At 65.8% G+C, this 23,632-nt stretch carries 24 protein-coding genes; 7 read left to right on the top strand and 17 right to left on the bottom strand.

The window, feature by feature from the left end; all coding sequences use genetic code 11:
* Positions 1 to 206 precede the first annotated feature (206 nt).
* From WEG36_15510 to WEG36_15465, 10 genes are all read right to left on the bottom strand, one after another.
* Entirely contained in the window at positions 207 to 1,493 is a 1,287-nt protein-coding gene (locus WEG36_15510; GenBank protein ID MEX1259002.1) for a hypothetical protein, read from the bottom strand.
* Entirely contained in the window at positions 1,490 to 3,730 is a 2,241-nt protein-coding gene (locus WEG36_15505) for a M56 family metallopeptidase (protein ID MEX1259001.1), read from the bottom strand. The genes WEG36_15510 and WEG36_15505 overlap by 4 nt, the downstream gene beginning before the upstream one ends.
* Before the next feature lies 1 nt (position 3,731).
* Complete coding sequence (locus tag WEG36_15500) at positions 3,732 to 4,112, bottom strand: BlaI/MecI/CopY family transcriptional regulator (protein ID MEX1259000.1); 381 nt, start codon at positions 4,110 to 4,112, stop codon at positions 3,732 to 3,734.
* A 462-nt stretch (positions 4,113 to 4,574) separates the two neighbouring features.
* On the bottom strand, positions 4,575 to 5,288 hold the full coding sequence (locus tag WEG36_15495) for a cytochrome c biogenesis protein CcdA (protein ID MEX1258999.1): 714 nt from the start codon (positions 5,286 to 5,288) through the stop codon (positions 4,575 to 4,577).
* Positions 5,285 to 5,710: a thioredoxin family protein gene (locus WEG36_15490; GenBank protein ID MEX1258998.1), complete on the bottom strand. Its 426-nt coding sequence runs from the start codon at positions 5,708 to 5,710 to the stop codon at positions 5,285 to 5,287. The genes WEG36_15495 and WEG36_15490 overlap by 4 nt, the downstream gene beginning before the upstream one ends.
* A gap of 50 nt (positions 5,711 to 5,760) precedes the next feature.
* Complete coding sequence (locus WEG36_15485) at positions 5,761 to 6,219, bottom strand: DUF6789 family protein (protein MEX1258997.1); 459 nt, start codon at positions 6,217 to 6,219, stop codon at positions 5,761 to 5,763.
* 84 nt (positions 6,220 to 6,303) lie between these two features.
* A complete protein-coding gene (nrtS, locus tag WEG36_15480; GenBank protein MEX1258996.1) occupies positions 6,304 to 6,567 on the bottom strand; it encodes a nitrate/nitrite transporter NrtS in 264 nt (87 codons plus the stop codon).
* Between the two features lie 250 nt (positions 6,568 to 6,817).
* On the bottom strand, positions 6,818 to 7,414 hold the full coding sequence (locus WEG36_15475) for a TVP38/TMEM64 family protein (GenBank protein MEX1258995.1): 597 nt from the start codon (positions 7,412 to 7,414) through the stop codon (positions 6,818 to 6,820).
* 3 nt (positions 7,415 to 7,417) lie between these two features.
* Positions 7,418 to 8,044, bottom strand: a complete 627-nt coding sequence (locus WEG36_15470; protein ID MEX1258994.1) for a hypothetical protein — start codon at positions 8,042 to 8,044, stop codon at positions 7,418 to 7,420.
* A gap of 7 nt (positions 8,045 to 8,051) precedes the next feature.
* A complete protein-coding gene (locus WEG36_15465; protein MEX1258993.1) occupies positions 8,052 to 9,086 on the bottom strand; it encodes a DUF3179 domain-containing protein in 1,035 nt (344 codons plus the stop codon).
* Between the two features lie 518 nt (positions 9,087 to 9,604).
* On the opposite strand from WEG36_15465, the gene WEG36_15460 reads away from it, so the two are divergent.
* Positions 9,605 to 10,555, top strand: a complete 951-nt coding sequence (locus WEG36_15460) for an NmrA/HSCARG family protein (protein ID MEX1258992.1) — start codon at positions 9,605 to 9,607, stop codon at positions 10,553 to 10,555.
* A gap of 548 nt (positions 10,556 to 11,103) precedes the next feature.
* Here the strand turns inward: WEG36_15460 and merA are convergent.
* The 5 genes from merA to WEG36_15435 form a co-directional block, all read right to left on the bottom strand.
* Entirely contained in the window at positions 11,104 to 12,768 is a 1,665-nt protein-coding gene (gene merA, locus WEG36_15455; GenBank protein MEX1258991.1) for a mercury(II) reductase, read from the bottom strand.
* A 14-nt stretch (positions 12,769 to 12,782) separates the two neighbouring features.
* On the bottom strand, positions 12,783 to 13,619 hold the full coding sequence (locus WEG36_15450; GenBank protein ID MEX1258990.1) for a hypothetical protein: 837 nt from the start codon (positions 13,617 to 13,619) through the stop codon (positions 12,783 to 12,785).
* Between the two features lie 18 nt (positions 13,620 to 13,637).
* Entirely contained in the window at positions 13,638 to 14,093 is a 456-nt protein-coding gene (locus tag WEG36_15445; GenBank protein ID MEX1258989.1) for a DUF302 domain-containing protein, read from the bottom strand.
* A gap of 115 nt (positions 14,094 to 14,208) precedes the next feature.
* Positions 14,209 to 14,592, bottom strand: a complete 384-nt coding sequence (locus WEG36_15440; GenBank protein ID MEX1258988.1) for a heavy-metal-associated domain-containing protein — start codon at positions 14,590 to 14,592, stop codon at positions 14,209 to 14,211.
* A 23-nt stretch (positions 14,593 to 14,615) separates the two neighbouring features.
* The gene (locus tag WEG36_15435) at positions 14,616 to 14,951 is read right to left on the bottom strand and encodes a mercuric transporter MerT family protein (GenBank protein MEX1258987.1); all 336 of its coding nucleotides are present in this window, start codon (positions 14,949 to 14,951) and stop codon (positions 14,616 to 14,618) included.
* 232 nt (positions 14,952 to 15,183) lie between these two features.
* Here WEG36_15435 and WEG36_15430 point away from each other — a divergent pair, with 232 nt between their 5' ends.
* On the top strand, positions 15,184 to 15,582 hold the full coding sequence (locus tag WEG36_15430) for a heavy metal-responsive transcriptional regulator (GenBank protein ID MEX1258986.1): 399 nt from the start codon (positions 15,184 to 15,186) through the stop codon (positions 15,580 to 15,582).
* Positions 15,583 to 15,912: 330 nt separating this feature from the next.
* On the opposite strand, the gene WEG36_15425 is transcribed toward WEG36_15430, so the two are convergent.
* Positions 15,913 to 17,238, bottom strand: coding sequence for a DUF222 domain-containing protein (locus WEG36_15425; protein MEX1258985.1), 1,326 nt, complete (start codon positions 17,236 to 17,238; stop codon positions 15,913 to 15,915).
* Between the two features lie 243 nt (positions 17,239 to 17,481).
* Between WEG36_15425 and WEG36_15420 the strand changes: the two genes are divergently transcribed.
* Together WEG36_15420 and WEG36_15415 are read left to right on the top strand one after the other, a co-directional pair.
* Positions 17,482 to 18,450, top strand: coding sequence for an L-histidine N(alpha)-methyltransferase (locus tag WEG36_15420; protein ID MEX1258984.1), 969 nt, complete (start codon positions 17,482 to 17,484; stop codon positions 18,448 to 18,450).
* A gap of 9 nt (positions 18,451 to 18,459) precedes the next feature.
* Positions 18,460 to 19,434 (top strand): haloalkane dehalogenase, encoded by a 975-nt coding sequence (locus WEG36_15415; GenBank protein MEX1258983.1) that lies wholly within the window; start codon positions 18,460 to 18,462, stop codon positions 19,432 to 19,434.
* 78 nt (positions 19,435 to 19,512) lie between these two features.
* On the opposite strand, the gene WEG36_15410 is transcribed toward WEG36_15415, so the two are convergent.
* Entirely contained in the window at positions 19,513 to 21,078 is a 1,566-nt protein-coding gene (locus WEG36_15410) for an FMN-binding glutamate synthase family protein (protein MEX1258982.1), read from the bottom strand.
* A 182-nt stretch (positions 21,079 to 21,260) separates the two neighbouring features.
* On the opposite strand from WEG36_15410, the gene WEG36_15405 reads away from it, so the two are divergent.
* From WEG36_15405 to WEG36_15395, 3 genes are all read left to right on the top strand, one after another.
* Positions 21,261 to 22,550, top strand: a complete 1,290-nt coding sequence (locus tag WEG36_15405; GenBank protein ID MEX1258981.1) for an alpha/beta fold hydrolase — start codon at positions 21,261 to 21,263, stop codon at positions 22,548 to 22,550.
* The gene (locus WEG36_15400; GenBank protein ID MEX1258980.1) at positions 22,547 to 22,966 is read left to right on the top strand and encodes a hypothetical protein; all 420 of its coding nucleotides are present in this window, start codon (positions 22,547 to 22,549) and stop codon (positions 22,964 to 22,966) included. Before WEG36_15405 ends, WEG36_15400 begins: the two co-directional genes overlap by 4 nt.
* Positions 22,967 to 23,164: 198 nt before the next feature.
* Entirely contained in the window at positions 23,165 to 23,554 is a 390-nt protein-coding gene (locus WEG36_15395; protein ID MEX1258979.1) for a hypothetical protein, read from the top strand.
* Positions 23,555 to 23,632: the final 78 nt, after the last annotated feature.

Genomic DNA, 23,632 nt, shown 5'->3' with positions numbered 1-23,632 from the left:
GGGGCGGGGGGCCCTGCACCGCGATTCCAGCCCCCGGGTTTCAAATGGTGCGAGGCCTTGGGTGGAGCCGCCCTGGTTCGCCGGTGCGCGGAATTGGATGGCAGTGCCGCCCGCCGCTGGTGGCTGGCCCCGTCAAATCCCAGGGCTGGGAACGGGTTGGCTGGACCGAATGAGCAACGCCTTACCCGGTGGTGCAGATACGTCGGTCAGGGTCCCGCCTCCGAATCCTCCCGTGAGATCCGGAAGCGCACAATCGACTGGACGCCCAACTCTCCCGCCACGACGGCCCATACATGTTCTCCGCGCATGACCGGCCGTGGGTAGGTCACGAGGCCGTCAGGTGCGTTCACCCTTCCCAGGTAGCGACCGTCGGATTCGAACACGTCGAAGACGGTTGGCTCTTGGAGGGTGTATTGGGGCGGCGCGAGTGCGTCGCGTGCGATCCCGACGGGCCCTTCGGCGACTGCGATGCCCGGCTGATGGAGCTGGACCCAGATGCGCCCGTCCTCGCCGGTGTGAATCATCCGAAGGAGCGGCTTCACCCGCGGAATGGCGGCGCCGTTCCATCGCCAAGCGGGATCGAGTTGCCTCATGGCCTCTGTGACGCGAGCCTCCTCCGCGACGCGTTCATCTTCGCCAACCTCAACGGGTCGAGCCTCCATTTCGATACGGAGCATGTCGTTGGCGCCCCGGTTCAGTTCGATCGCGTATCGATCACTCACGGCCGTCACGAAGTATCCCTCCGGGTGTACGCTCGACAGGGCCGTTGGCGTGAAGGGAACGTTCCAGGTCTGCATGGAGTTATCCGATCGGGCCGAAACCGTCGCCGCCTCGACATTCCGGTTCGGCGACCGAATGGTGTCGAGAAGAACCCCGGCGCCGTCGAAGTGAACGACGGCCTGTGCCCCTGGGACGAACGCGGTGCTGAAGAAGCCGTCACCGGAGGTCTGAAGGGGCCGGGACGTGAACGCGCCAGATCGCGTGGGCCAGGTCTCCATGAAGCCACCGTCCCGGTCGTACACGGAGAACCGCCCGTTCCCCGGATCGCGAAGAACCACGCGGCCGTCGGGTAGAACCGCGATTCCCCCGTCGCTGTTCGTATACTCCCCGGGGCCCGCACCTGGCCCCCCGAGCGTTCCGATGTAGGTCCCATCCTCGGCAAACTTCCGCAGCGCCGGACCGCTGCGATCATAAAAGTAGATTTGGCCCTCGGGACCCACGGCGAGTCCGATTACCTCTCCGAGCATCTCGTGTGCCGCGCCATCAAGGACGCCGATGCGGACCTCAGGAATGAGCCGGACTTCACCCCACTCGCTGCCGGCGAGCGTCCGGACCACCGTAGTGTCCCCACGGACCTCGGTCTCAGCCAGCCACTCCGGAGGCCCCTCGTCGAGTCCCGACGATCCGCACGCGGCCATGAGTGCACAGGTGGCGGCCGCCAACGAGTGGGCTCCCACTCGACCCCGACCATCGGGTGGATCCGGGTGCTTCATCGGATGCTTCGTATCAGTGCCTCCAACGCGGCATCATACGAGGCGAGTTCGGTACGAATCTCATCGAGTTGGCCCTCCGCGTTGAACGCCGCGATTCGCTCCTCGATGGCCTGAATTTCTTCTGCAGACCTCACGGCGAACTCCGCCGCTTCCGCCTCGAGACGTGCGGCTTCGGCGCGTTCGATCCGGATCTCCTCTTCGAGGTCTGCGATGGTGATTGCATTGGCCTGGCGGAGCATATCGAGTTGGGTCCGGAGGGAGTCCGCAGCCCCCCCTCGGGCCCTCATCAGCTCCGACGCGACAACTGCCTCGGTGGCACGAATTCGCGCGATCTCGCCGCGAAGGCTTGCCGCATCCCCGCGCACCCGAGCCAACTCCCCAAGCCGCTGAGCCTCCCGACCCCGCACGACGGCGATCCCTGCCCGAAGTCGTGCGCTCTCCCCCCGGATCTGTGCGATCCGCATCGGCAGCGTGTGCTGGACGCGCACCATCAAATCGCGCCATTCCGCAGCCTCCACGTCGAACGGTCGTTCAATGCCTCCGACGAACCAGACGTACTCGTTTCCATCGGGACCGGGTGTGATCTCCAGGCGCTGATGAACCGCGTCGCCGCGGACCGCCAGGACCAACCAGGCTTCTTCTCCGGCAGCAATTCGAATTCCGTCGGGATCTAGCTCCACCTGACCTCGAGAGCGGAGGCAGAGCATGAACGGACCAAGACTACGTTGCTGAAATCGATTGTCAGGTCTATTCGGTCCCCACCCGCTCGTGAAATCGGCGCCGTCTTCGAAGTCGACTCCGTCGGGGCGAATCCGACACCCATCGGACGGATCCTGGGCATTCGGCCAGGCGTCGACGCTCGCATCAAATGGCGTGGCTCCCGGAAAGGATGGTGGCGCCGGGGCCTCCATCATCGGCGGGGGCGCTTCGTGAGCTGGGGCCGCCGGGCCCGCGGGATGATCTTCTTCGGCTGGAGCGGCCAGTTCCTGGGGATGAACCTCTTCGGCCGGAGCGGCCTGCGCCGGGGGCCGATCGTTCTCGGACCGCGCGGTCGCTGTCGGAGTGCTGTTCGCGAGCCGCAGTTCGTCGAGGGGTCTCACAGGCGGAACGGGTGCGGTCGCGGCAACCGTGATCGCCCAGGCCATGGAAACGGACAATGCACCTACTGCAAGACGGGGGCGGCGCGGGGACTGCGGTTCGAGGAGCTTCATGATTCGGACCTCGAGGGAGGGGCGGCGGAGGCGCGCGAGTGCCGGCATCGGAAGAGACGTGGGGGTCGCCAGCGCCAAGAGGTGCCGAGCATAAGTCGAGGGGCGATATCCCATGCGTACAACGGCCTGATCGCACGCCTCTTCGCATGCAAGGACGGCTCGACGTGCCGAATACCAGGCGAGCGGATGAAACCAGAAGATTGCGAGCACCAACCGGAGGAGAACGCGACGGAGCGGATCCCTTCTCTTCAGATGCACGAGTTCATGTGCCAGGACGAGTTCACGCCTTTCCGGGCTCCAATCGGTCGCCGTATCAGGCAGGAGCACAAAGGGTCGGAGAAGTCCACCGGCGAGCCCGGTGCGCACCTGTTGGTGAAAACGGAGCGAAACGCTCCGATCGAGAGGGGCAGAGGCCCGAGCCCGCTCCAAACGGAGAGTCCATGTCGCGTCGCTGGATCCACGTGAGGCGCGATAAAGGATGCCCGACCGCAGGAGTCCTGTGAGAAGGAACACAAGGGAGCATCCGGTGCCCAGGATCCACGTCAGGACGAGCGCGCGAATCATGGGTTTAGGTCCCCACAACGAGACGGCTCGTCCTTCTGCATGGGGGCCGATGATCGCCGTGGCATTGGAGCCGTCGCCAGCGCCCGCCGTCCAATCCGCATTGGGCAGAAACGCAGAAGCACCGGAGGCATTGGGTGCCGCAGCAGGACGCCCCACGTCGCGCCCCGCTCCAGCGGTCGCACTCAAGGGGCGCATGGTGCTGGCGTCCGACTCGATGCTGCTGAGGGCGACCGCAGCAGGCCATGGGATCGGCAGCGGAATCGTCGGCAGTGTGATCACGAGGGCCGGGAGCGCCAGCAGAGAGGCGAATACCGCCGTCCACAATGCATGGCGGGATTCGGCAGCCGTTCGACGAAGAAGTCGCTCCAGTGCGAGGGCGCCGAGAAGAATGGCGGTGGCCTGGACGAACGCCAGGAGGCCCCTGGAAAAAATCGCTCCCTCGGCCAACTCGAACGTCGTCATCCTACCGGCCCTCGCGATCCGCGCGGTCGATCAAGGTCTTGAGGCGCCGCTTCTGTTCGGTCGAGAGGGGACCCATCCGCTCGAGGAGGGCGGCCATGACACCCTCGGCGGACCCGTCGAAAAAGGTCTCGACAACGTTTTCGAGCACCGAGTTCCGCGCGGCTCGATCCGACACCGTCGGCGAGTACACGTACCGGGGCCCTTCGGACTCGAACTCGAGGTGTCCCTTGTTCACGAGGATTCGAAGGATTGAACGGACGGCCGGGTCGGTCGGCGGATCTGCCATGTCGCTGCGAACCTCGGCAGCCGTGGCCCGTCCCCGGCGATGGATGATCTGCATCACCTCGCGCTCCCTTCGACTCAGTTCGCGCTCCAGTAACAAGTCTCTCCCTCCGCGTGGTTACTATTGATAGTTCAGAGTCACGAGAAGACCATACATCATGGATGCTGAAAAATCAACAGTAACGATCGAAGACCACGAAAAAGTGGAGTTGCCCCGTTCATCGGACGGTTCGGGGCTTGGATTTCGAGTGGCGGAAGCGGAATTGGCGCCACACGCAACTGTGCACGTTTGTGTGCATGTTGAGATCCCCGAACCCCGTGGATGATCCGAAAACCATCCACGAGATCCAGGGATCATGTTGGCGCGGTGACTCGACTTTCGTGAAAATCGCCCGAATCCCGCGGCGCTGTTAACCAGGAGGTTGTAGGTTCGAGCCCTACCGCCCCAGTCTGCAGAAGTGGCTCAACAGCGCGGTTGTTGGACCTCAAGTAGTTTGTGAAGTCCGGAAGGTGTGACATGATGGGCCGGCCGGTTCACGACCCTTTCGTCGACCCCTCGGCTTCACATCCCGTAGATCCAGCTCGGCAGCAGGTTCACCGCGAGCGCCTCCAGCCGCTTGTCGAGCCCGGTGAGCACGGCGATCCCGAGAAGGAGCACGCACCACCCGAGTATCTTCTTCCCGATCGCGCCGGCTCCCGGTCCGAGAAGTCGCCGTCGCGCCAGAAACCCGCCCGACAGAAGTCCCGCGCCGAGTAGCACGCCTCCGGTTCCCACCCCGTAGGAGAGCATCACCGCGAAGGAGCGGAGAAGGTCCTCCCCGAATGACGCGAGTGCGATCGCCACGCCGAGGGTCGGGCCCACGCATGGGAGCCAGACGACCCCGAGTAACAGTCCGACCCCGAACTCTCCAGAGCCAGGTGCCGGGTTCGTACGACGGCCGAGATTCAGCCCCGCGGTGAGACGCGACAGTCCCGTCGAGGCCCAATCACCGAGCTTCTGAACGACGAGGAGCGCACCCATCGCGATCAGGAGGGAGGCGGCGATGTAGCGGAAGAACTCCGGATCGGTGCCCGTGCTCACAAGAAGGAAGACGAGAAGGCTGCCCGCGACGGCGAACGAGAGCGCCAGTCCGGCCGCGAGGAAGTACGGCCCGCGCCGCCCCCCTGTGGCCGCCGACGCCATGACGATCGGCACCAGCGGCCACACGCAGGGGGACAGGACGCCGACTACCCCCGCGAAGAAGGCGATCGGGATAGCCGACAGTTCGAGGGTCACCGCCGCGCGAATCCGTCATTCAACGCCTGAACGATGACCTCTTCCCGTGTCTCCGCGACGGTGAACCAGAGCTGCTCGCTCCCCCGGAAGAGGATGAGGGTGGACTGCCGCGGCGCACGGAAGCGGGTCACCACGTCCTTCTGCGTGTCAAAGTTGACCACGAGGGTGTGAAGCGGGACCGCCGGATGGGCCTCGCGGTAGGCGGCGAGCACCCGCTGCTGCTGGGCGCAGTCCGGGCACCAGTCCGCGAAGATGTCCACGAGGATGAAAGCGCCCTGCGCCTGAAGCTCGGCGAATCGAGCCTCGGTGAAATCCTCCTTCACATGCGCCGTCGTCGTTTGCGCGTAGATCCCGGGCGCGGTGATGAGAGCCGCCGTGAGGAGCGCGCCGAAAAGTGCCGGTGCCTTGAAGGGATGTCGCATGAAAGGGCTCATGAGGGATGGATGCTCCGTTGATAGTGGACGTGGACGACTCAGGAATGCCGCGGTGCCGCGGGTGACGCATGCACGGCCGCTCCGGACCGCACCGGAACGGGCCCGTAGATGCCGCCGACCACTCCTCCGTAGATGAGGTGACCGATGAGGCTCCCCATGGCCATGGTCATGGAGCCCGAGAAGACGGGCATCCCCATCATCGGCATGACGGCGATCTGCGCGACGAGGAAAGGCGCGACGCCGTAGAGAGCGCCCCGAACCACGGGCGCGCCGGGAAGAGACGGGGCCACGACAGCGTAGATGAGCGCGAGGACCGTTCCGATCATGAAGTGGGCCGCCCACCCGAGGGCGAGCATTCCGCCCATCGCGCCGGCCAGCATTTCTGCCGGATTCATGGCGGGCATCCCCATCATGGGCGCGATCCAGAGCCCGACGGCGGTCATGACCACGGTTCCGACGAGTCCGCCGACCACGGCTCTTCCATACTGAATGTTCACGGGTCCTCCTCATCTACGGGAGATTTCGACCTGCACGCACTGGAGCCGCCCCCCCAATCCGTGAGGGCCGCCTCAGGTTCCAGGTCAGGGATCCTGCGGAGGGGCGGGAAGGCCTCGCCGGGGGCCCGAGGCCAGCGCGGCGCCGGCGCTCGACAACGCCGACACGAAGAAGGGCACGAGGAACGTGAGCGCCATTTTCAGATACACGACTGGCGGGAGACCGCCCTGCACCATGACATCCCCATGATTGATGGCGATCAGTAGGGGTCCCACGACCAGCGCAAACTTGAGCGCGCGCAGGAGTACGCTGCGCCGGCAGAGCTCGACGAGAAGGGTCCGACCCGTCACGCTGGGCCACCCGAGGCCTTCTTCCTTGACCGGCCCTGGGTCCGGGGAGTCACTCGGCGCTCGACCGTCGACCCCTTGCGAAGAGGGAGGCGACCATCCGGTGCGTTGCCACCGTCAATTCCGCCCCATAGAGACGGGATTGATCCGGCAAGAGCGCCGGGTTCGTGCCATCCTCCCATCGCGGGTCGGCGACGCCGGTCTCATAGACGCGCTCCGCGCTGGTGGCCAGCGAATCGGTTCGAACGGACCATCACTGGTCCTCGTCCTGGGGAGCAGACCGACCGCTGGCCGCAGTCCGTTTGCGACGAACCCAGAGGCTGACTGCCCACCCCACCGCGACGATCAGGACGAGTCCCCCGAAGTGGGTGGCTTCGAAATCTGGGAGGAGTCCGCGAAATCCGGCGCCCGCACCCGTAAACAGGGCCACTCCGGGCAAGATTCCGAGAGCCGTGGTCCAGAGGAAGCGGGAGCGCGGAAGGTCGCTGAGCCCAAGGGCCCAGTTCAGCGCGGTGAATCCCACCCACGGCATCAACCTGAGAAGGAGAAGGCCGGCGACTCCCGCCCGGCGGGCCACATCGTCCGCGCGGCCCAAGGACCTCGGCGACAGCCATCGCTTGGCGGCCGGCCTCCCAAAGGTGCGGGCCAACTCGAAGCTGATGGCCGCTCCCAACATGGCTCCCGTCCAGACGAGAGCTGATCCGAGGATGGGACCGAAGAGCGCTCCCAGGACAAGGGCCGGTGCTTCCGCCGGTAGTGGAAGAACGGCTACGGCCGTCATTCCGACGAGCGCGATCATGTGTCCCCAGGGCCCCGAGCCCTCGATCCAGCCCGCGAGGATGTCTGCCATGGCTCATGGCACTGAGGTCGGAAGATGGCGGACGTCCATGCGCCGAAGCGTCCAGAGGAGCGTCCCGAAAAGTAGAACGAGGGAGCCTGGGATCAAGATCTGTGAGAGCGCAATGATGAGTGTCGACGCCTGTATCCCGAGGACAAGAAGGAGAGTCGGCGCGCAGCATGCACCCCCGGCGAGCAGCGGTGGGAGAGCCCCCAGGACGGTCGGGACACTCCTCAAGTCGCAAGCGCGAGGATCGCGGAGGAGTGTCAGCGTCATGGCGAGATTCAGGCCCGCGAGGCCCGCCAACGCACCGGTCACGAGGATGTTCAGGGGCGAAAAGAGAATGGTCACGCCCGGGACGGTGAGCTGAGCGACGGCTTCGAAGCTGAACGCACTCGTGCGCTCGAACATGCGGGTCCAGGGCGCCAAAAGAATCGTGGCTTCGCGTCCACCCCGCGACAGCAATCCCAGTGCGAGCTGGAGGGGGAGGAAATATGCGATTCCGAGAAGGATGGCCGTCCGGCGAAAACTGCGCACATGGAGTAGGGCCGCGAGGGTTCGAAGGGGCGCGGGACGTTCGGCCTCCGCTGTGATCCGCCTCTTCATCGGCACTGGGGCCACGCCGCCGCGCTGGCCTTCCATGGGCGCCTCAGGGGGTCTCACTATCCGGAAAAAAGGCATGCCAGGCGAAGAAGAAAGCTTGGACGGCGACGGTTCGATTCAAGGGAAGCGAGTCGGGAGCGAATTCCTCGTCGCCCATGCGGACCGCTCCGTTCGGCAGGGCGACCGGGAGATCCGCTCCCGACCGTTCGTAGATGTGGGCCGTATGTAGGGCGCGGTCGTACACCGCGATGAAACTCGGCGTCCCGAGTACTCGAGCCGAGGCGAGGTCCCGAAGGACGAAGTAGGCGCTTCCCGAGGAGGTGCGCGCGCCCACCACCATCTCCTTGGCGTGGAGCCGAACAGACCGGTGCATGACGGGGAATACGGTACCGTCCTCGACGTAGTATCCATCGGGGGGATTGTAGGAGCCGTACGGGTCGCGCGAGTAGTTGCGGAGGTAACCGGTCCGATCACTCAGCACCTGGGTATCCGGGTGCGCGGATCGCCAACGTTCCCAGGTCGTCCAGACGAGGCCGACCTCCGTGAGGCCGCGTCCCTCGTACGGGCCCGACAGGCCGGTAGCGGCGATCTGGGAGATGTAGCTCCCCGAGTCACGATCGTACATGACCAGGTTGCTGTTCAGCAGCTGGCCGGACACACCGAGCGCAGAATTCCCGCGCAGGAATCCTTGAGCGGTCGCCGTGAGAGGGCAGTAGGTGACCGCCACGTTGGTCCCGCCGACCCGATCGTTCACGATTTCGTGATGGACCATGATGGCTTGCGGATAGGCCCGCGCTTCGCCGTTCAGTAGGATCCCAATGACCATGTCCTCGGGAGCCAGCTGCGCCTCATCGGCACGTATGAAGCGCGGGGAGTCAATGGACGGGATGCCGTCGGGCGGTGGCCCTCCGGACCTCATGAAGTCCCGGTAGGCCGAAATCTGGTCTCCGAGCGCGTACCGGGTTTCCGTCAGAGGCAGCGCGCGGACCTCGCTCGGTGCCTGCGCGTGAACGAACCCAGCGCCCAACCAGGGGACCGCGGTGGCCAAAGCTACGGCAACGGGGACGGACCGAGTCACCATTCCACCGCCACGCTCCGCCGTATTGCCCCAAGGTATCGGAGGCTCAACGTGTCGCTGTCGGCGACGACGTATCCCCGCCAGATCGCTTTGGCCATCCCCAACTCCTCCGAGTTCCCGCGGCATCAGGAGCGCCACCCTGCGATTCCACTTCGCTTCTCCAATCCGCCGGCGACGCCCTGGGGTTCCGACGCCACCCCTTCATGAGTCCGCTCGCTCGTCAATCGGGCGGGACGAGCGCCGGGCTCTCTACCAGCGGATGGCGTGAAGTCGTTGCACGGCAGCCGCGAGCTGACTGAGGGACCGGGCCGTTCGGGGGTCACGGCCGAATCCGGCGTCGCATCGGGAGCGACACAGCGATTCCGACGGATTCGAGGCCAGGGGCGTGCGCCACCGGTCAGGCGTTCGACACCGGATTGCTCAGGGGCAGGGGTCCCGATTGCGGGCCTTGCAGACGCACGGCCTCCGGCCCATCGTTAAAGCTCTGAGTTTCTCACCATTGTAGGAAGGAGTCTTCGGAAATGTCCCAGAAAGTCATCGCGGTCGTCGGCGCGACGGGGGCCCAAGGGGGTGGGCTGGCTCGCGCCGTGTTGTCGGATCCGGAAGGCCGGTTTGCGCTTCGCGCGCTGACCCGCCGGCCTGACTCGGAGGCGGCTCAAACGCTCGCCGAGGCGGGCGCGGAGATCCGGTTCGCGGACCTGGACGATCCGGGGTCTCTCGCGGAGGCCTTTCGCGGCGCACACGGTGCGTTCTGCCTCACCAACTTCTGGGAACACTTCTCGGGCGCGAAGGAGACGGATCAGGGACGCCGACTGGCCGAGGCCTGCCACGCAGCAGGTGTTGAGCACGCGATCTGGTCCACCTTCGAAGACACCCGGCATTTCGTGCCGCTCGACGACGACCGGATGCCCACCCTCCAGGATGCGTACAAGGTCGCTCACTTCGACGCCAAGGCCGAGGCGGACGCCCGCTTCACCGCGCTCGGCGTGCCGACCACCTTCCTCCTCACCTCGGCGTACTACGAAAACTTGATCACCTTCGGTTGGGGCCCGCAGCGAGGCGAGGGGGGAGACCTCGTCATGGTCTTTCCTCTCGGAGCGGCGAAGATGCCCATGATCGCCGCCGAGGACATCGGACGCTGCGCCCTGGGTATCTTCCGGCGTGCGGACGAATACGTGGGGAAGGAGGTAGGCGTCGCCGGCGACCACCTCAGCGGAAGCGAGATCGCGGAAGCGCTGACCCGCGCTCTCGGACAGACCGTGACCTACGTGGACGTCTCGCCCGACGCGTATCGGCGATTCGACTTCCCCGGGGCGGAAGACGTCGGAAACATGTTTCAGTTCAAGCGCGATTTCGAGGAGATTTACCGGGGGCACCGCGATCTGGCCGAAAGCCGGCGCCTGAATTCCGACCTCCAGACCTTTGAGGAATGGCTTGGCCGAAACGCGTCGAGGATTCCCATTCCGGATTGAGGCGGGACACTCGAATCGTGATTCCGGCGGCGCTGCTCATCGCGCCTGGGCTCCGTCCCGCGAAGCGCCACGGATCACGAGGACTCCTCCGTTCCTCTACGCCTCCAGGATGCGGGGTGAGAATACTTCACCGAACATCTGAACCGGTGTACGAGAGACCCGATCAGAGGCTCCAGCGAAAGCACCAGTTCCTCCACGACAGCCTTACCAACACGGGCATTCACGCCTCGTCTTCGAATAAGAATGTCCGGCACTACGGTCTGGGTTCCTGGCCTTCTCCTCGGGGCGAGCCGCCTCCGGGTTCCATGCGGCGTCCCACGACCCGCGACCCCGCACGGCACCCTCGCTTCCGACTCCGGGCGTGCCTCTCGCTTCAACCCATAGCCCTTTGGGTCCCCGACTCTCGCATCATTCCTCCCTAGACTACGCATCCTGACGTGGCCTTCGCGACTTGAGCCCGAATTGAATTTCCAGCGCCGAATCCAGGGGCGCCTCACGACACCAGCCCCCCGGATCGGATTTCAAGGTACGTCTGAACTGCTTGCACCTCAGGCGCAGCAGCTCAGCTTCGCGACGTCGCCGTCCACCATCTGGGCGGCCAGCTTCACTGCCTCCGTCCATGTGAGGTAGGGATGTAGCGTCTCGACAATCTCCTGGACCGAAGCCCCCAGTCGAAGAGCCAGCGCACCTTCCCCGAGTAGCTCGCCAGCGGCTGCGCCCAGGGCGTGAAGGCCGAGCAGCTTTCCCGTCCCTTCCTCCGCCACCATCTTCACGAGGCCCCGCGGATCGTGCGTCACGGCAGCCCGAGGGAGGTGCTCCAGGGGAAGCCGTCCGACCTGGACCGAGAAGCCGCGCTCGCGGGCCTCATCCTCGGTCAAGCCCACCGCTCCCAGCTGGGGCGAGGTGAAGGTGACGCGTGGAACGACCGAGAGATCGAGGGGCTGGGCCGTTCCCTGAAGCGCATTCTCCGCCGCGAGCCGCCCGCCGGCCGCGGCCACGTAGACGAATCCGGGCCCGCCGGTTACGTCCCCCGCGGCGTAGACCCCGGGCCGCGAGGTTCGCATCGCCTCGTCCACCCGGATGAACCCCTGATCGTCCGTCTCCACGCCCAAGACCTCCAGCCCGATATCGGCGGTGTTGGCCCTTCGCCCTGTCGCGACGAAGATTCGTTCCCCCTGCACCCGGAGCGTTTCGCCCTCGTGCTCCGCCGTCACGGCGATTCTTCCGTTCCGGCGCTCGATGCGAAGGGGGCGTGCCCCGGTATGGATCTCGATGCCTTCGTCCTCCAGATACCTTCGGAGCAGGATCGCGAGCTCCGGATCCTCCGTGGGGAGGATCCGGGGAAGTAGCTCGAGCACGGTGACCGATGTACCGAAGCGAGCGAAGGCCTGGCCCAGCTCGAGCCCGACGGCGCTCGCCCCAAGAATCACCAACGACTCCGGCCGCTCCTCCAGCTCCATCGCGGAGGTGCTCGTCAGGTAGTCGACCCGGTCGAGCCCCGGGACCGGAGGTGCCCACGGGGAAGTCCCCGTGGCGATCACCACGCCACGCGCACGGAGAGCGAGTCCGTTCACCTCGACGGCGCCCTCGCGCGTGAGGCTCGCCCGTCCCTTGATCAGCCGGATCTCCGGGTAGGCCGCAAGCACGTCCAGGTACTTCTTCTCCCGGAGGTGGTCCACGACCTGTCGCTTCTGTCCGATCAGGGCCGACCAATCCACGATCGGCTCCGTGGGGGCGACGCCGGGGAATCCCCGGCGGCCCAGATGGACGTGCTCGGCCGCCGCGATCAGGTTCTTCGAGGGGATGCATCCCACATTCACGCACGTCCCTCCCTCGGTTCCACTTTCGACGATTCCTACGGAGCCACCCAACTCGGCGCCACGGATCGCCGCCGCCATCCCGGCACCTCCCGTGCCGATGACGATCAAATCGTAGTGGAAGCCGGAATCGGTCGAGCGTCCCCCGGTTACGCGGTTTGACTCGCGGGAGGGCGCCCTTCCGTCGTCGACGACCTTCGCCCCGTAGCCGGCCTCTTCGACGGCCTTGATGACTCCTCCGACCGTTGCGCCGTCGGCGAGCTCGAGCGTGCCCCGTCCCTGCGGATGGCGCACCTTCATCTGTTCGACACCCTCCACCGAACGGATCGCGCCTTCAATCGTTCGGGCACAGCCGTCGCACGTCATTCCACTGATTTCCAGCTCGATGGTCTTCATTCGGTGCCTCTCGCTCAGCCGCGGTCGCGAGCGTAATTGGAATGGGGTAGAGGTTCTGAGGAAGCGCGTGGCCCCGGACGCACAAGGTGGATCACCGTGCCACGATGAGCGATGTATCGCTCGAGGAGCAGGCCGAGCACGACCCCATAGGAGACGTGCGGGACCAAGCTCCCCAGGAAGACACCGTTCAGGATTCCCTGCCCGAGGTTCAGCCCGAAATAGCCCGTTCCCATTGCGACCACCATCGGCGCGGTCGTCATCATCCCCACTTCGACGATGAGTCCCCATACGAGGCCTCCCCACCACCGCGTCCGGCCGATGAGGAGTGCGTAGGTAAGGCCGAAGCACGCGCTGATCCAGAAATGATACAGGGAACCAAGGACGTCGGAGGCCGTGCTCGGGCCGAGGGCCATGCGATCGAGGATCAACACGCCGAACATCCTCGGCATGTTGCCGGGGAGATAGCCGAGCTGGAAGCTCGCCAAACGAAGCACGTCGAGCGCGGCCGTGGCGACGAACCCCACCCAAACCCCCGCCTCGATCCGGTTCACGAGCCGTGTATATCCCACCCGACGCGCCATGAACCACACGGCCATCAAGAGCGCGATGGAAGGGAGCAAAGCCACCCGCACCAGCGTCGGCATCGACGGCATTCCGGGGGTCAGCGCGAGCACCAGGATGTTCGGTCCCACGGCGGCGGGCACCACGGCAAATAGCGTGAGAACGGCCTCGCCCCGGGACGCAGGCGGTGCTGGGGTCGCCACGGGTGGGCTCGGCCGCAGCCGGAAGGCGAGCAGGATGCCGCCGGCGCCAAGCGCGACGAAAGCGAAGTCTACCCACGTGATCAACATGGCGGTCTTCCGGACGGGCTACCTGGTCGCATCCGCGGCGATCTGGGTGAACGTGCTGTCCATCATTTCCCCCATCATGCGAAGTTCTGGCGGGTAGCCGGCGAACGCGGCCGAGGGACGACGATAGCTCACGACGGTCCTGCCGTCCGCGCGCTCCCACACATAGAACCGCATCGGCATTTCGAGTCCGATCTCGGGGTGTGCGGGCAAGTTCTCTCGCATCATGGCGGGGTTGCCGAACTCGATGGTGAGGGAGCCGCCTGTGGATGCGCCGACCATGCGAAGCATGTTCTGGTGATCCACTTGCGCCACGATCATGAACGCCCGGCTTTCGAGCGCCCGTTCCAGCTGACTCACCGTTGTCCGGAAGTTCTGAGCCGAGACTCGATCTACCCGCTCCTGCGCTGGTGCGGTCACCGGGACCAGCCCGGCCAGAAGTCCCCCCACGATCAAAGCCACTGAGACGACACGCATTTCCCACCTCCGTTGCTGAGATGACACGCACTGCTATTTCCGTTCAGGAGCGCTCGACCGAATCTCACCGGCTTTCCGCGAACCGCCGAGCGCTTCGCGCTGAAGCGCTCTAACTTCAGTTCCGGTCGACGACATCCGCTCGAACACCCGTCAGACGTGACAGCTCCCCCAGGATATCCGTGGGGTTCGTCACATCGGGATCGAAGGTCACGAACCCCTGCGCGGACTCATGGAGGAAGCCCGCGTCGTGAACTCCTCCGACCTGGCTCACCGCCATTCGGGCGGTGGCGGCGCACCCATCACAGGTCATGCCCGTGACATCGAGCAGCAGCGTTTCCATGCCCTCGGGCGTCGGTGGCACCTCCAGCGGAGCCGAAGCCCGTGCGCTGGCCGGGCTCACCGCGTTCGGCGCGACTGCGCGTTCCATCCCCAAGGGGATGTGAAGAGCGATTCCGCCGAGGATCGCGGCGGCGGCCAGTGCAAGTTGCCAGCGCGGCATGAGTTCACCTCCCTAAGGGATGCCTAGAAAAGAAGGCTCTGCCAGGACGGGAAGGTGGCGAACACGATCGCCACGACCGTGGCCGCCCAGAGCATGAGCTTCGTCCGGCGCCGGACGCCCGGGTCGGCGCACGGTTGATCCGCGTCGCAGGCCGCTTTTTCCTCGCGATGCACCGTGTAGAAGCCGAAGGCCAGGAGCGCGGCCGTCCCACCCAGGAAGTACGGACGGAAGGGCTCGAACGCGACCAGGCCGGCGCCCGATACCCCGGCACCCACCGCGATCATCGGACCCGCACAGCAGAGCGCCGAGCCAACCGCCGCGGCGACGCCTCCCGCCACGGCCATTCCTGTTCTGAGCATGGCTTCCCCCCTTCGATCGTCCGAGCCTCTCTCACCCGTCTTCCCGACACGCGGGTTGGGTGAGCATCTCCCTCCTTTCCGCCTCCTTCGTGCGAGCGGAGCCCCCGGCTCCCATGAGCCCGCATCCCATGGTAAACCCTGGACCATACTACGGAGTCAAGCGTACTCTTTCAGAGGAGATGATCGCCGGGCCGGGGGCCGTCCTAATGCCTAGCCGGAGGGAAACAGAGCGATGGCCGAAATGACGATCGGGCAGCTGGCGAAGCGGACCGGGGTGGGCGTCGAAACCATCCGGTACTACGAACGGCGCGCGCTCCTTCCGGAGCCGCCGCGCACCCCGGCCGGATACCGGAAGTACGGGCATGACACACTTCGGAAGCTGCTCTTCATTCGTCAGACCCAGGAGCTCGGGTTCACGCTAAACGAGATCGCGAGGCTTCTGGACCTGAGCGTTCGACCCGGCGCGAGCTGCATGGACGTCGAGGCCCATGCCGAGCACACGATCGAGCGCATCGACCGTCAGATCGGAGAACTGAGGCGCATGAAGAAGGCGCTCACTTCATTGACCCGCGCCTGTCGGGAAGGCCGTCCCACGGGAGAGTGCCCGATACTGGTGACACTAAACGATTAGACGCTCGTCGGTGGAGGTCGGGCTAGCGGAGACCGGGAGCCTCTTGAGCAGCTGGTGCATCGCATGCGTCAGAACATCGAGTCAGAACATCGAGGAGGACCGCACGAACCCTGGATTTCCCGTCAGCGACGCCGGCGTGGGGAATCGTTTGGCGGCTGAGGGTCCGAGTCCGGCTCGAGACGGCCGGCTTGAACAATCTACCCTTCCCTTCCTCGCTGCGGGCACCACCGAGGCCAGTGGCAAGCGTGCGGTCGATTCGACTAGGACCTGTTCTCACGAACGCAGCGCCTCGGCGATGAGCGCGAAGTTGCACCGAAGCGGTCTCGGAGCTCACCCCATCCCGTCGAGCGCCTTCAGATAGAAGGCGAGCGGGAGGTCGCGCTCCCAGGCGAGGTCGCGCGCGGGTCCCTTCCCCCCTTCCTCTCCCCCGATCCGCCGGCCGTCCAGCCGCATGGGCGGCGGGGTTTCGGGGATCCGAACGCCGGTCGGGGTGAAGAACGTCGCGGCGCCGGGCCGCCTGCGGTCCGCCTGGAGCCGGAACCCGCCCTCGTGCAGGAGCCGGTGATGGGTCCTACACAGCAGCACGAGGTTGTCGAGCGTGGTCTTGCCTCCGTCCGCCCAGTGTCGGATGTGATGCGCGTCCGTGTACCGGGATCCACACCCGGGAAAACGGCATCCCCGATCGCGAAGATCGAGCGCCCGGCGCATGCGAGGGGGAACGACCCGGGTTCGCGCATGACCCGCGGAGGCCGCGGCACCACCGGCTGCGCCATCGCCCGCCCCCGCATCCACGACCGCGGCGTCGCAGGCGATCCGCCGGGACGTTTCCGCGGGAACGCGGGTACCGTCTTCCAGATGTGAGCGGTCCGGATCCCCGGACTCCGACAGCGTGTGGTCGTCCGCGTGGAGGACCACGAGATAGCGCTCGGAGCGCCCGAGGCCGGCGGACTCCTCGCCTTCCAGGCCCGGAGAGGCGAGCGCCCGCTCCGCGAGGAGACCCAGGGCATCCGCCCGGCGCTGCTCGGGCGTCACTTCCGGGACGCTCCCCCGGTAGAGCGCGTCGCTCGCCGCCTCGATGGCCCGCATGACCAGGGCCCCCACCTCGGGATCCAGGCGTCCGCGGATCACGAACGACCCGTCGTCGTCGGGGAAGATCGAGAGGGTGCGGGAAGCATGACGAATCGCTTCGGCCGCGGCCTCGTCGTGCCGATCCAGGCGCTTCCAGGAACGGACGAGGCGCTCGAGCTCGGAGGCCGTCATCGACCGCGCGTACCCGAGAAGCTCCGCCTCGCTCTCCGAGTCCGCGATGCGGGTGAGGGCGCGAACCTGGCTGAAGGAGAGCTCACCGCGCGACATGGCCGCGTCCGTCTCGGGGAGCTCGGCCAGAGCGCGGGCCACGCGAACGCGCTCCCGCGCCGCACCCTTATCCAGTCCCGTGCGGTAGGCGAGCCACGACGCACAGGACGCGAACCCCTCACGCTTCCATCCCTGCAGGCGATCGAAGCGGGCGATGAGGGAGAGGAGCCGGCGCGTCTCCGATGCAAGGAGCGCGGACACCGAGGTGATCTCGTCAGCGAGGGTGGTCAGGAGGTCGGGGTCCACCTCCTCCCAGGGTTCGCGCCAGGGTTCGCGGGACTCGCGGGCATCGAGGATCATGGGGCACCTCCATCGCAGAGCGAAAGTTCGTCGTGTGGACGATGTTCGAGCCGTGCGGACCGGACGTTTGGCGTCGCCGGATCGCGCGCGCTCTCTAAATATCGGGGGTGGTTTCGCGACGTCCTGAGGGGCCGGAGGAGGCACGAGGACGGCCTCAGAGGATCCAGATGGGTCGGACGGGCGGCTGTGTGATCAGGGAAGGCCGCTGACCGGCTTCAGGGACGTGTACGGAGGATATCCGGGATGAGGGGGACCCCGCGCGTTCCAAGGCCGTCCATGGCTGGATGGGACTACATGAGAGCGCGCCCTTCGGATTCAGACCGGACCGCCCCCAAACTCCAGCTGAACGATCGAGTGCCCTCGACCCGTCAAAGCCCCGCACAGGTTCCCGCCGCACTGCGCAACGAGATCATCCGAGGATTGTCGCTTCGCCCCAGGAGACTCCCGCCCCGGCTCCTCTACGACTCCGCGGGAGCCCGACTATTCGATGAGATCACGCGGCTCCCGGAGTACTACTTGACCCGCACGGAACTCTCGATCCTCAAGACGTGCACTCCGGAACTTGCGACGATCATGGGCCCTCGGGTTCGGGTCATCGAGCCCGGCAGCGGAAGCGGCGCCAAGACCGAGATCCTCTTGCGGGCGCTGGAACATCCCGCCGCCTACGTGGCGGTCGACGTGACGCGCGGCGCCCTCCGCGATTTGAGCGACCGGCTGCGCCGTCTCCATCCGACCCTTGATGTAACGCCGATTCAGGCCGACTATTCCAGACCTTTCGACCTGGTGAGCCCCGCGACGAACGCGGAACGGACCATCGTGTTCTTTCCGGGATCGTCAATCGAAAACTTCACCTCGCGGGAGGCGATCGACTTCCTGCGGCACATGGCCGGACTGGTGGGACAGGATGGCGGGATGATTCTGGGAGCGGACCTGACCAAGGACCGAGCGACGATCGAGGCCGCGTATAACGATTCCGCCGGCGTCACCGCGCGCTTCAATCTCAACGTCCTCAAGCACGTGAACCGACTTCTTTCCGGGGACTTCGTCGAGGGCGAGCCGATCATCACGGAGTATTCGCACAAGTACTCCCCGGAGGCCCTGGATGCCCTGATCGCCGCGGGAAGCTGGGTTACGCGGCGCGAGTGGCTGGATGACCGGAGCTGGTTCTCCGTCCGGTTCCTCGAAAGTCGGTCCGACCACACTTCCACTTAGCGAGGGAACATGCGGACTAGTGCACCCAACCATCTTGTTCGAACCGGGGCCTTGGCCACCCTGATGGCCCTCGCGGGCCCCACGGCCGCCCTGGGTCAGGTCACGTCCGCTCCCACCATCTCAGCCGAGTTCCCCTTCGAATCGAGATTCGTGGAGGTGCTCGGATCGCGGATGCACTACGTGGACGAAGGCGGTGGAGCTCCGATCCTCTTCATCCACGGGAATCCCACCTCGTCCTATCTCTGGCGAAACGTCATACCGTATCTGAGCGAGGGGTACCGCGCCATCGCGGTGGACCTGATCGGGATGGGACGTTCGGACAAGCCCGACATCGCGTATACGTTTCAGGATCATGCTCGGTACCTGCGCGGTTTCATCGAGGCGCTCGATCTGCGGAATCTCACGCTCGTGGTGCACGACTGGGGATCGGTCCTGGGATTCCAATATGCGTTGGACCATGAGGACAACGTCGTCGGGGTGGCCTTCATGGAGGCGATCGTGCCACCCGCCTACCCCAACCCGAATCCGCTCGGAGGTCTCTTCGCACGACTACGCACCGCGGGAGAGGGGGAAGAGCTCATTCTCGAGCAGAACCTGTTCGTGGAGCAGATCCTCCCGGGAAGCGTGGTGCGAGGACTCACCGAGGAAGAAATGGCTCACTACCGGGAACCCTTTCCGACTCCCGCCTCGCGGCTCCCCACACTCGTCTGGCCGCGGGAGCTCCCCGCCGGAGGCGAACCCGCACGAAACGTCGAGGTCGTGGAGGCGATCGGAGCCTGGATGCGGAGCACGGATCTTCCGATGCTGCATCTTTGGGCCCGACCCGGCGCGCTGAATCCGGAGTCCTTCGCCGAGACCATGGTTCGCGAGGTCCGAAACCTCCAGTCCGCGTTCATCGGCTCGGGGCGCCACTACGTCCAGGAGGATCAGCCCGAGATCATCGGACGGACCATTGCCGACTGGCGGCGCCGGCTGGACCGATGAGCGGATTCCAACTGCCCGCCGGTCGCCACTGCGGGAGGGGAAAGGGCCGCCCTTGGAGTGGAACGCCGCCGTGAAACCTCAGGCCGCTTCCCAGTCGGCGCGCCACCCCTCGTGGGGGCAACTCCCATTGAGGAGCGCTCCGTCGGCCAGGACCTCGTAGAGTTCCTCGAAGCTCTTCACAGTTTCGGGGCTGATCCGCCGGAAGAGGTAGGAGCCCGAGATCTCTTCGGGACCCTCGAGTCCCATCGCCGCCAGAAGCTCGAGAAAGCTGTGGACGGTTTCGCGGTGGAAGCGGAAGACGCGTTCGCTCTTGTCCGGGACGTCCAGAGTGCGATAGAGGGCCCCATTCTGCGTCGCGATTCCCGTTGGGCAGGTATCGTTGTTGCACCGTAGTGCCTGGATGCAGCCGAGCGCCAGCATCATTCCGCGCGCCGAATTGCAGGCGTCCGCGCCGAGCGCCATGGCGCGAATCATGTGGAAGCCGGTGAAGATCTTTCCACTCGCGAAGAGTCGAACCTGATCGCGGAGTCCCGCACCGCGGAGGGCGTTATGCACGAGGATCCAGGCGTCACGCGCCGGCATCCCCACGGAATTGGCGAACTCGAGAGGGGCGGCCCCCGTTCCCCCTTCCCCGCCGTCCACCGTGACGAAGTCCGGCGCGATTCCTGTGTCCCTCATCGCCTTGCACACGGAAAGCACCTCGCGGCGCCGGCCCACGCTCAACTTGAACCCGACCGGCTTTCCCCCGGAGAGCTCACGTAGGCGAGCCACGAACTCGAGGAGGCCAACCGGCCCCGCGAAGGCGGAGTGGCGAGGAGGCGAAAAAACCGTCTCGAAAGGTCGAAGGCCGCGAATAGCCGCGATTTCTGGCGTGACCTTGGGTGCCGGAAGAATTCCGCCATGCCCAGGCTTCGCTCCCTGGGAGAGCTTCAGCTCGATCATCCGCACCTGGTCGGCCGCCGCTTCGGCTCGAAAGCGTCCGGAGTCGAAGGTCCCGTCCGCGTTCCGGCATCCGAAGTAACCCGTCCCGATCTGCCAAACGAGATCGGCGCCTCCTTCCCGGTGGTGGGGGGAGATCCCTCCTTCGCCCGTATTGAGGGAAAATCCGCCCTTCTTCGCCCCAAGCGCGAGGGCACGGACGGCGGTAGGCGAGAGTGCCCCGAAGCTCATCGCGGAGATGTTCAGGCGAGAGGCGAGGTAGGGGTGCCGGCACTCGCGGCCGCCCACGCGGATGCGCGGCTCTTCCTCCAGCACGGCGACATCTGTTAGGGAATGCGCGGCCCACTCGTAGCCGTCCCGGTAGACGTCCCTCTGGGTTCCAAACGGCTGCGTTTCGAGTTGGCCCTTGGCACGTCGGTAGACGATACTCCTCATTTCCCGTTCGATTGGGAACGCATCGATGTTGGATTCGACGAAGTACTGCTGGATCTCTGGACGGATCGCTTCGAAGCCGTATCGGAAGTGCCCGAGGATGGGAAAGTTGCGGAGGATCGTTCTTCGGCGCTGGACGACGTCGTAGATGCCCAGACCCACGAGAGGCCCGACGACGGCCAGAGCCGCGAGGGCGGGAGGCCAGAGCATCCCCATCACCGCGACGAGGAAGAGCGTCCCGGCGCTGACGAAGTAGAACCAGCGTCTGACCATTTCGAGGCTCCGAAGCGGGGTTGGACCGGAAGTCGGGCAACGCACCGCTCGTGTGGCGAAGCCCCGCACCGGAAATCCTCGGGCCCGCCGTGTGGTTCCGGGCGGCCCACCCCTGCCGGGCCGAGCCGGCACCCCGCATGGAACCACGCCGCCCATTCACCGATTTCTCTGGTGAGACCGTCATGATCAATCAACGCATCACATTTCCCGGCGCGAACGGCGATCAGCTGAGCGCCCGCCTGAGCCTTCCCCCGGACGGGGACGTCGTCGCCTGCGCGCTCTTCGCCCACTGCTTCACCTGCTCCAAGGATCTGAAGCCGGTGGTCAACATCAGCCGAGCGCTCACCCAGGAGCGGATCGCCGTTCTTCGCTTCGACTTCACCGGCCTCGGCGAAAGCGAGGGCGACTTCGCCGATACGACCTTCTCGTCGAACGTGGAGGACCTGATCGCCGCGGCCGCGTACATGGATGAGATGTTGTCCGCCCCGGCGATCCTGATCGGTCACTCCCTGGGTGGGGCGGCGGTCTTGCAGGCGGCGGGCCGACTCGACTCGGTTCGCGCCGTGGCGACCATCGGAGCACCCTACGACCCGGAACACGTGAAGGGACTTCTCGGAGACGCGGCGGAGGCGCTCGACCATCGGTCCGAAGTCGCCGTGTCCATCGGGGGACGCTCTTTCACCGTGAGCCGGAAGTTCATCGAGGATCTGTCCGATCAGCGGGTGGAGGAGGTGATCGGCGCCCTCAAGCGCCCGCTCCTCGTCTTCCATTCGCCGGTGGACCGAGTGGTTGGAATCGAAAACGCGGCGCTGATTTTCAAAGCGGCGAAGCATCCGAAGAGCTTTGTCTCGCTCGACGACGCGGACCACCTCCTCCTGGACGAGCAGGACTCCCTCTACGTGGGTTCGGTCCTCGCCGCCTGGGTCCACCGGTATCTGGAGCTCCCGCCGGAGCCCGCCACGATTGAAGATCTCGCGACGGACAATCGCGTAACCACACGCACGGTGTCCGGCTCGTTCCGTACCGAGATCGCCGCGCGGGGATACGCCCTCACGGCCGATGAGCCGAAGGCCGCGGGCGGCGACGGCCTCGGACCGACTCCCTACGATCTCCTCGCCGCCGCGCTCGGTGCCTGCACGTCCATGACGCTCCGCATCTACGCGGACCGGAAGGGGTGGCCCCTCGAGCAGGCGATCGTGCGGCTGGAGCACTCGAAGATCTATGCCAAGGACGAAGAACGGGCGGCCAAGGAAGACGCGCGCCTCGACGAGCTCGAGCGAGAGGTGACCCTGATCGGTCCATTGGACGAGGAGCAGCGTCAAAGGCTTCTCGAGATCGCCGAGCGCTGCCCCGTCCATCGGACCCTGGACGCCGGGGTCCGCATCCTGACCCACGCGGGGAGTGAGCCGGCGAAGCCGAGAATGGTGGCAAGCCAGCCCGAAGCGAAACTCAGCGGAGAGGAAGAGCAATGATGCGGCCCAGCGTGATTCTGGTTCGGGAGTGGGAGCAGCAGATGTCGTCCAGCGGGTGCTGCGGACGCCTCGAAGGCGACTTCCTAAGCTGGAACGGGGAGACCTGCTTCCCCGAACGGCGCCGCGAGATGGAGAAGGCGGGATCCGTCTACCGCGAGGTCCGAAAGCGACTCGGCGAATCCGTCGATCTCCGTGTGGTGGACCCGAGAAACTGGATCTCGCTCCTTCCGATTCTCCTCCGGGACTTCCGGCGGTACCGGGTGCCACCTCGGGAGTGGCTGCGGACGATCGGCGGGCTCAAGGTGAATGCGGTGGTCGTGAACGGGCGCCTCATCGCGAGCGGGGAGTGGCCCGATCCGGCGGTGCTGGCGGCGGCGTTGTTCGCCCACGACGCTCCGGTGCCCGAGCCAGTTTGACCTTTCCAAACGATCACAACCCAACCAACGGAAGGGAGCGCGCGCTTCGCATAGGACGGCACGGAAGCTTGGATCAGGCCCGGGGAGCGCCGTCAGCCGAATCCGCGGTTCTGGGCCCTCACCGGGTTCTACTTCCAGTCGATTCCGTTCGTGATGGCGGATCCCGGTATACGATTCCGCACCCCTCCTCCAGAGGCATTGCAAGGAGTTCCTCACGACCGGGTCATGGCGTACTACGACCAGGGAGTCGGGGAGTCGTCCGGCGACGTCTATCTCCTCTACCTCGACCCCGACACGGGTCGCGTGGCCGCGATCGTCTACACCGTCACCTACGGACGGCCTTACGTCCCCACCCCCGACGGACCGGAGCCTCCCGAATCCGGTACGTTCTTCTTTTACGAGGACTACGTGACGGTCGACGGATTGACCGTGCCCACTCGTTTCCGGGGATATGCCTATCAGGATGGGCAGGAAGGCGCATTCCGGAACGAGGCATGGGTCTCCGAAATCTCGTTTCGGGAGCCCTTCGATGAGGTCCGCCTCGTGAAGCCCGCCGACGCACGCGTGGAGCCCTATCCGATCGAGTGATCCGCCGAATCCTGGCGCGTCCGCCTGCGGCGCGCGCGGCCGATGGAACCCCTGGAGATCCGCGCGGATTGGAGAGAT

This window comes from Gemmatimonadota bacterium, assembly GCA_040882465.1.
Taxonomy (GTDB): Bacteria; Gemmatimonadota; Gemmatimonadetes; order Longimicrobiales; family Gaopeijiaceae; genus JBBEBG01.
The sequence above is the reverse complement of the archived record's forward strand: the minus strand, read 5'-3'. Positions and strand labels throughout refer to the sequence as shown.

Coding starts and splice junctions, on each gene's coding strand:
- merA (MEX1258991.1), bottom strand. CDS start 12,768: ATGAAGACCATCGAGCTGGAAATCAGTGGAATGACGTGCGACGGCTGT.
- WEG36_15510 (MEX1259002.1), bottom strand. CDS start 1,493: ATGAAGCACCCGGATCCACCCGATGGTCGGGGTCGAGTGGGAGCCCAC.
- WEG36_15420 (MEX1258984.1), top strand. CDS start 17,482: ATGAGGGGGACCCCGCGCGTTCCAAGGCCGTCCATGGCTGGATGGGAC.
- WEG36_15450 (MEX1258990.1), bottom strand. CDS start 13,619: ATGTTGATCACGTGGGTAGACTTCGCTTTCGTCGCGCTTGGCGCCGGC.
- WEG36_15440 (MEX1258988.1), bottom strand. CDS start 14,592: ATGCCGCGCTGGCAACTTGCACTGGCCGCCGCCGCGATCCTCGGCGGA.
- WEG36_15505 (MEX1259001.1), bottom strand. CDS start 3,730: ATGACGACGTTCGAGTTGGCCGAGGGAGCGATTTTTTCCAGGGGCCTC.
- WEG36_15490 (MEX1258998.1), bottom strand. CDS start 5,710: ATGCGACATCCCTTCAAGGCACCGGCACTTTTCGGCGCGCTCCTCACG.
- WEG36_15405 (MEX1258981.1), top strand. CDS start 21,261: ATGATCAATCAACGCATCACATTTCCCGGCGCGAACGGCGATCAGCTG.
- WEG36_15475 (MEX1258995.1), bottom strand. CDS start 7,414: ATGGCAGACATCCTCGCGGGCTGGATCGAGGGCTCGGGGCCCTGGGGA.
- WEG36_15435 (MEX1258987.1), bottom strand. CDS start 14,951: ATGCTCAGAACAGGAATGGCCGTGGCGGGAGGCGTCGCCGCGGCGGTT.
- WEG36_15430 (MEX1258986.1), top strand. CDS start 15,184: ATGGCCGAAATGACGATCGGGCAGCTGGCGAAGCGGACCGGGGTGGGC.
- WEG36_15465 (MEX1258993.1), bottom strand. CDS start 9,086: ATGGTGACTCGGTCCGTCCCCGTTGCCGTAGCTTTGGCCACCGCGGTC.
- WEG36_15425 (MEX1258985.1), bottom strand. CDS start 17,238: ATGATCCTCGATGCCCGCGAGTCCCGCGAACCCTGGCGCGAACCCTGG.
- WEG36_15445 (MEX1258989.1), bottom strand. CDS start 14,093: ATGCGTGTCGTCTCAGTGGCTTTGATCGTGGGGGGACTTCTGGCCGGG.
- WEG36_15410 (MEX1258982.1), bottom strand. CDS start 21,078: ATGGTCAGACGCTGGTTCTACTTCGTCAGCGCCGGGACGCTCTTCCTC.
- WEG36_15460 (MEX1258992.1), top strand. CDS start 9,605: ATGTCCCAGAAAGTCATCGCGGTCGTCGGCGCGACGGGGGCCCAAGGG.
- WEG36_15400 (MEX1258980.1), top strand. CDS start 22,547: ATGATGCGGCCCAGCGTGATTCTGGTTCGGGAGTGGGAGCAGCAGATG.
- WEG36_15470 (MEX1258994.1), bottom strand. CDS start 8,044: ATGGAAGGCCAGCGCGGCGGCGTGGCCCCAGTGCCGATGAAGAGGCGG.
- WEG36_15415 (MEX1258983.1), top strand. CDS start 18,460: ATGCGGACTAGTGCACCCAACCATCTTGTTCGAACCGGGGCCTTGGCC.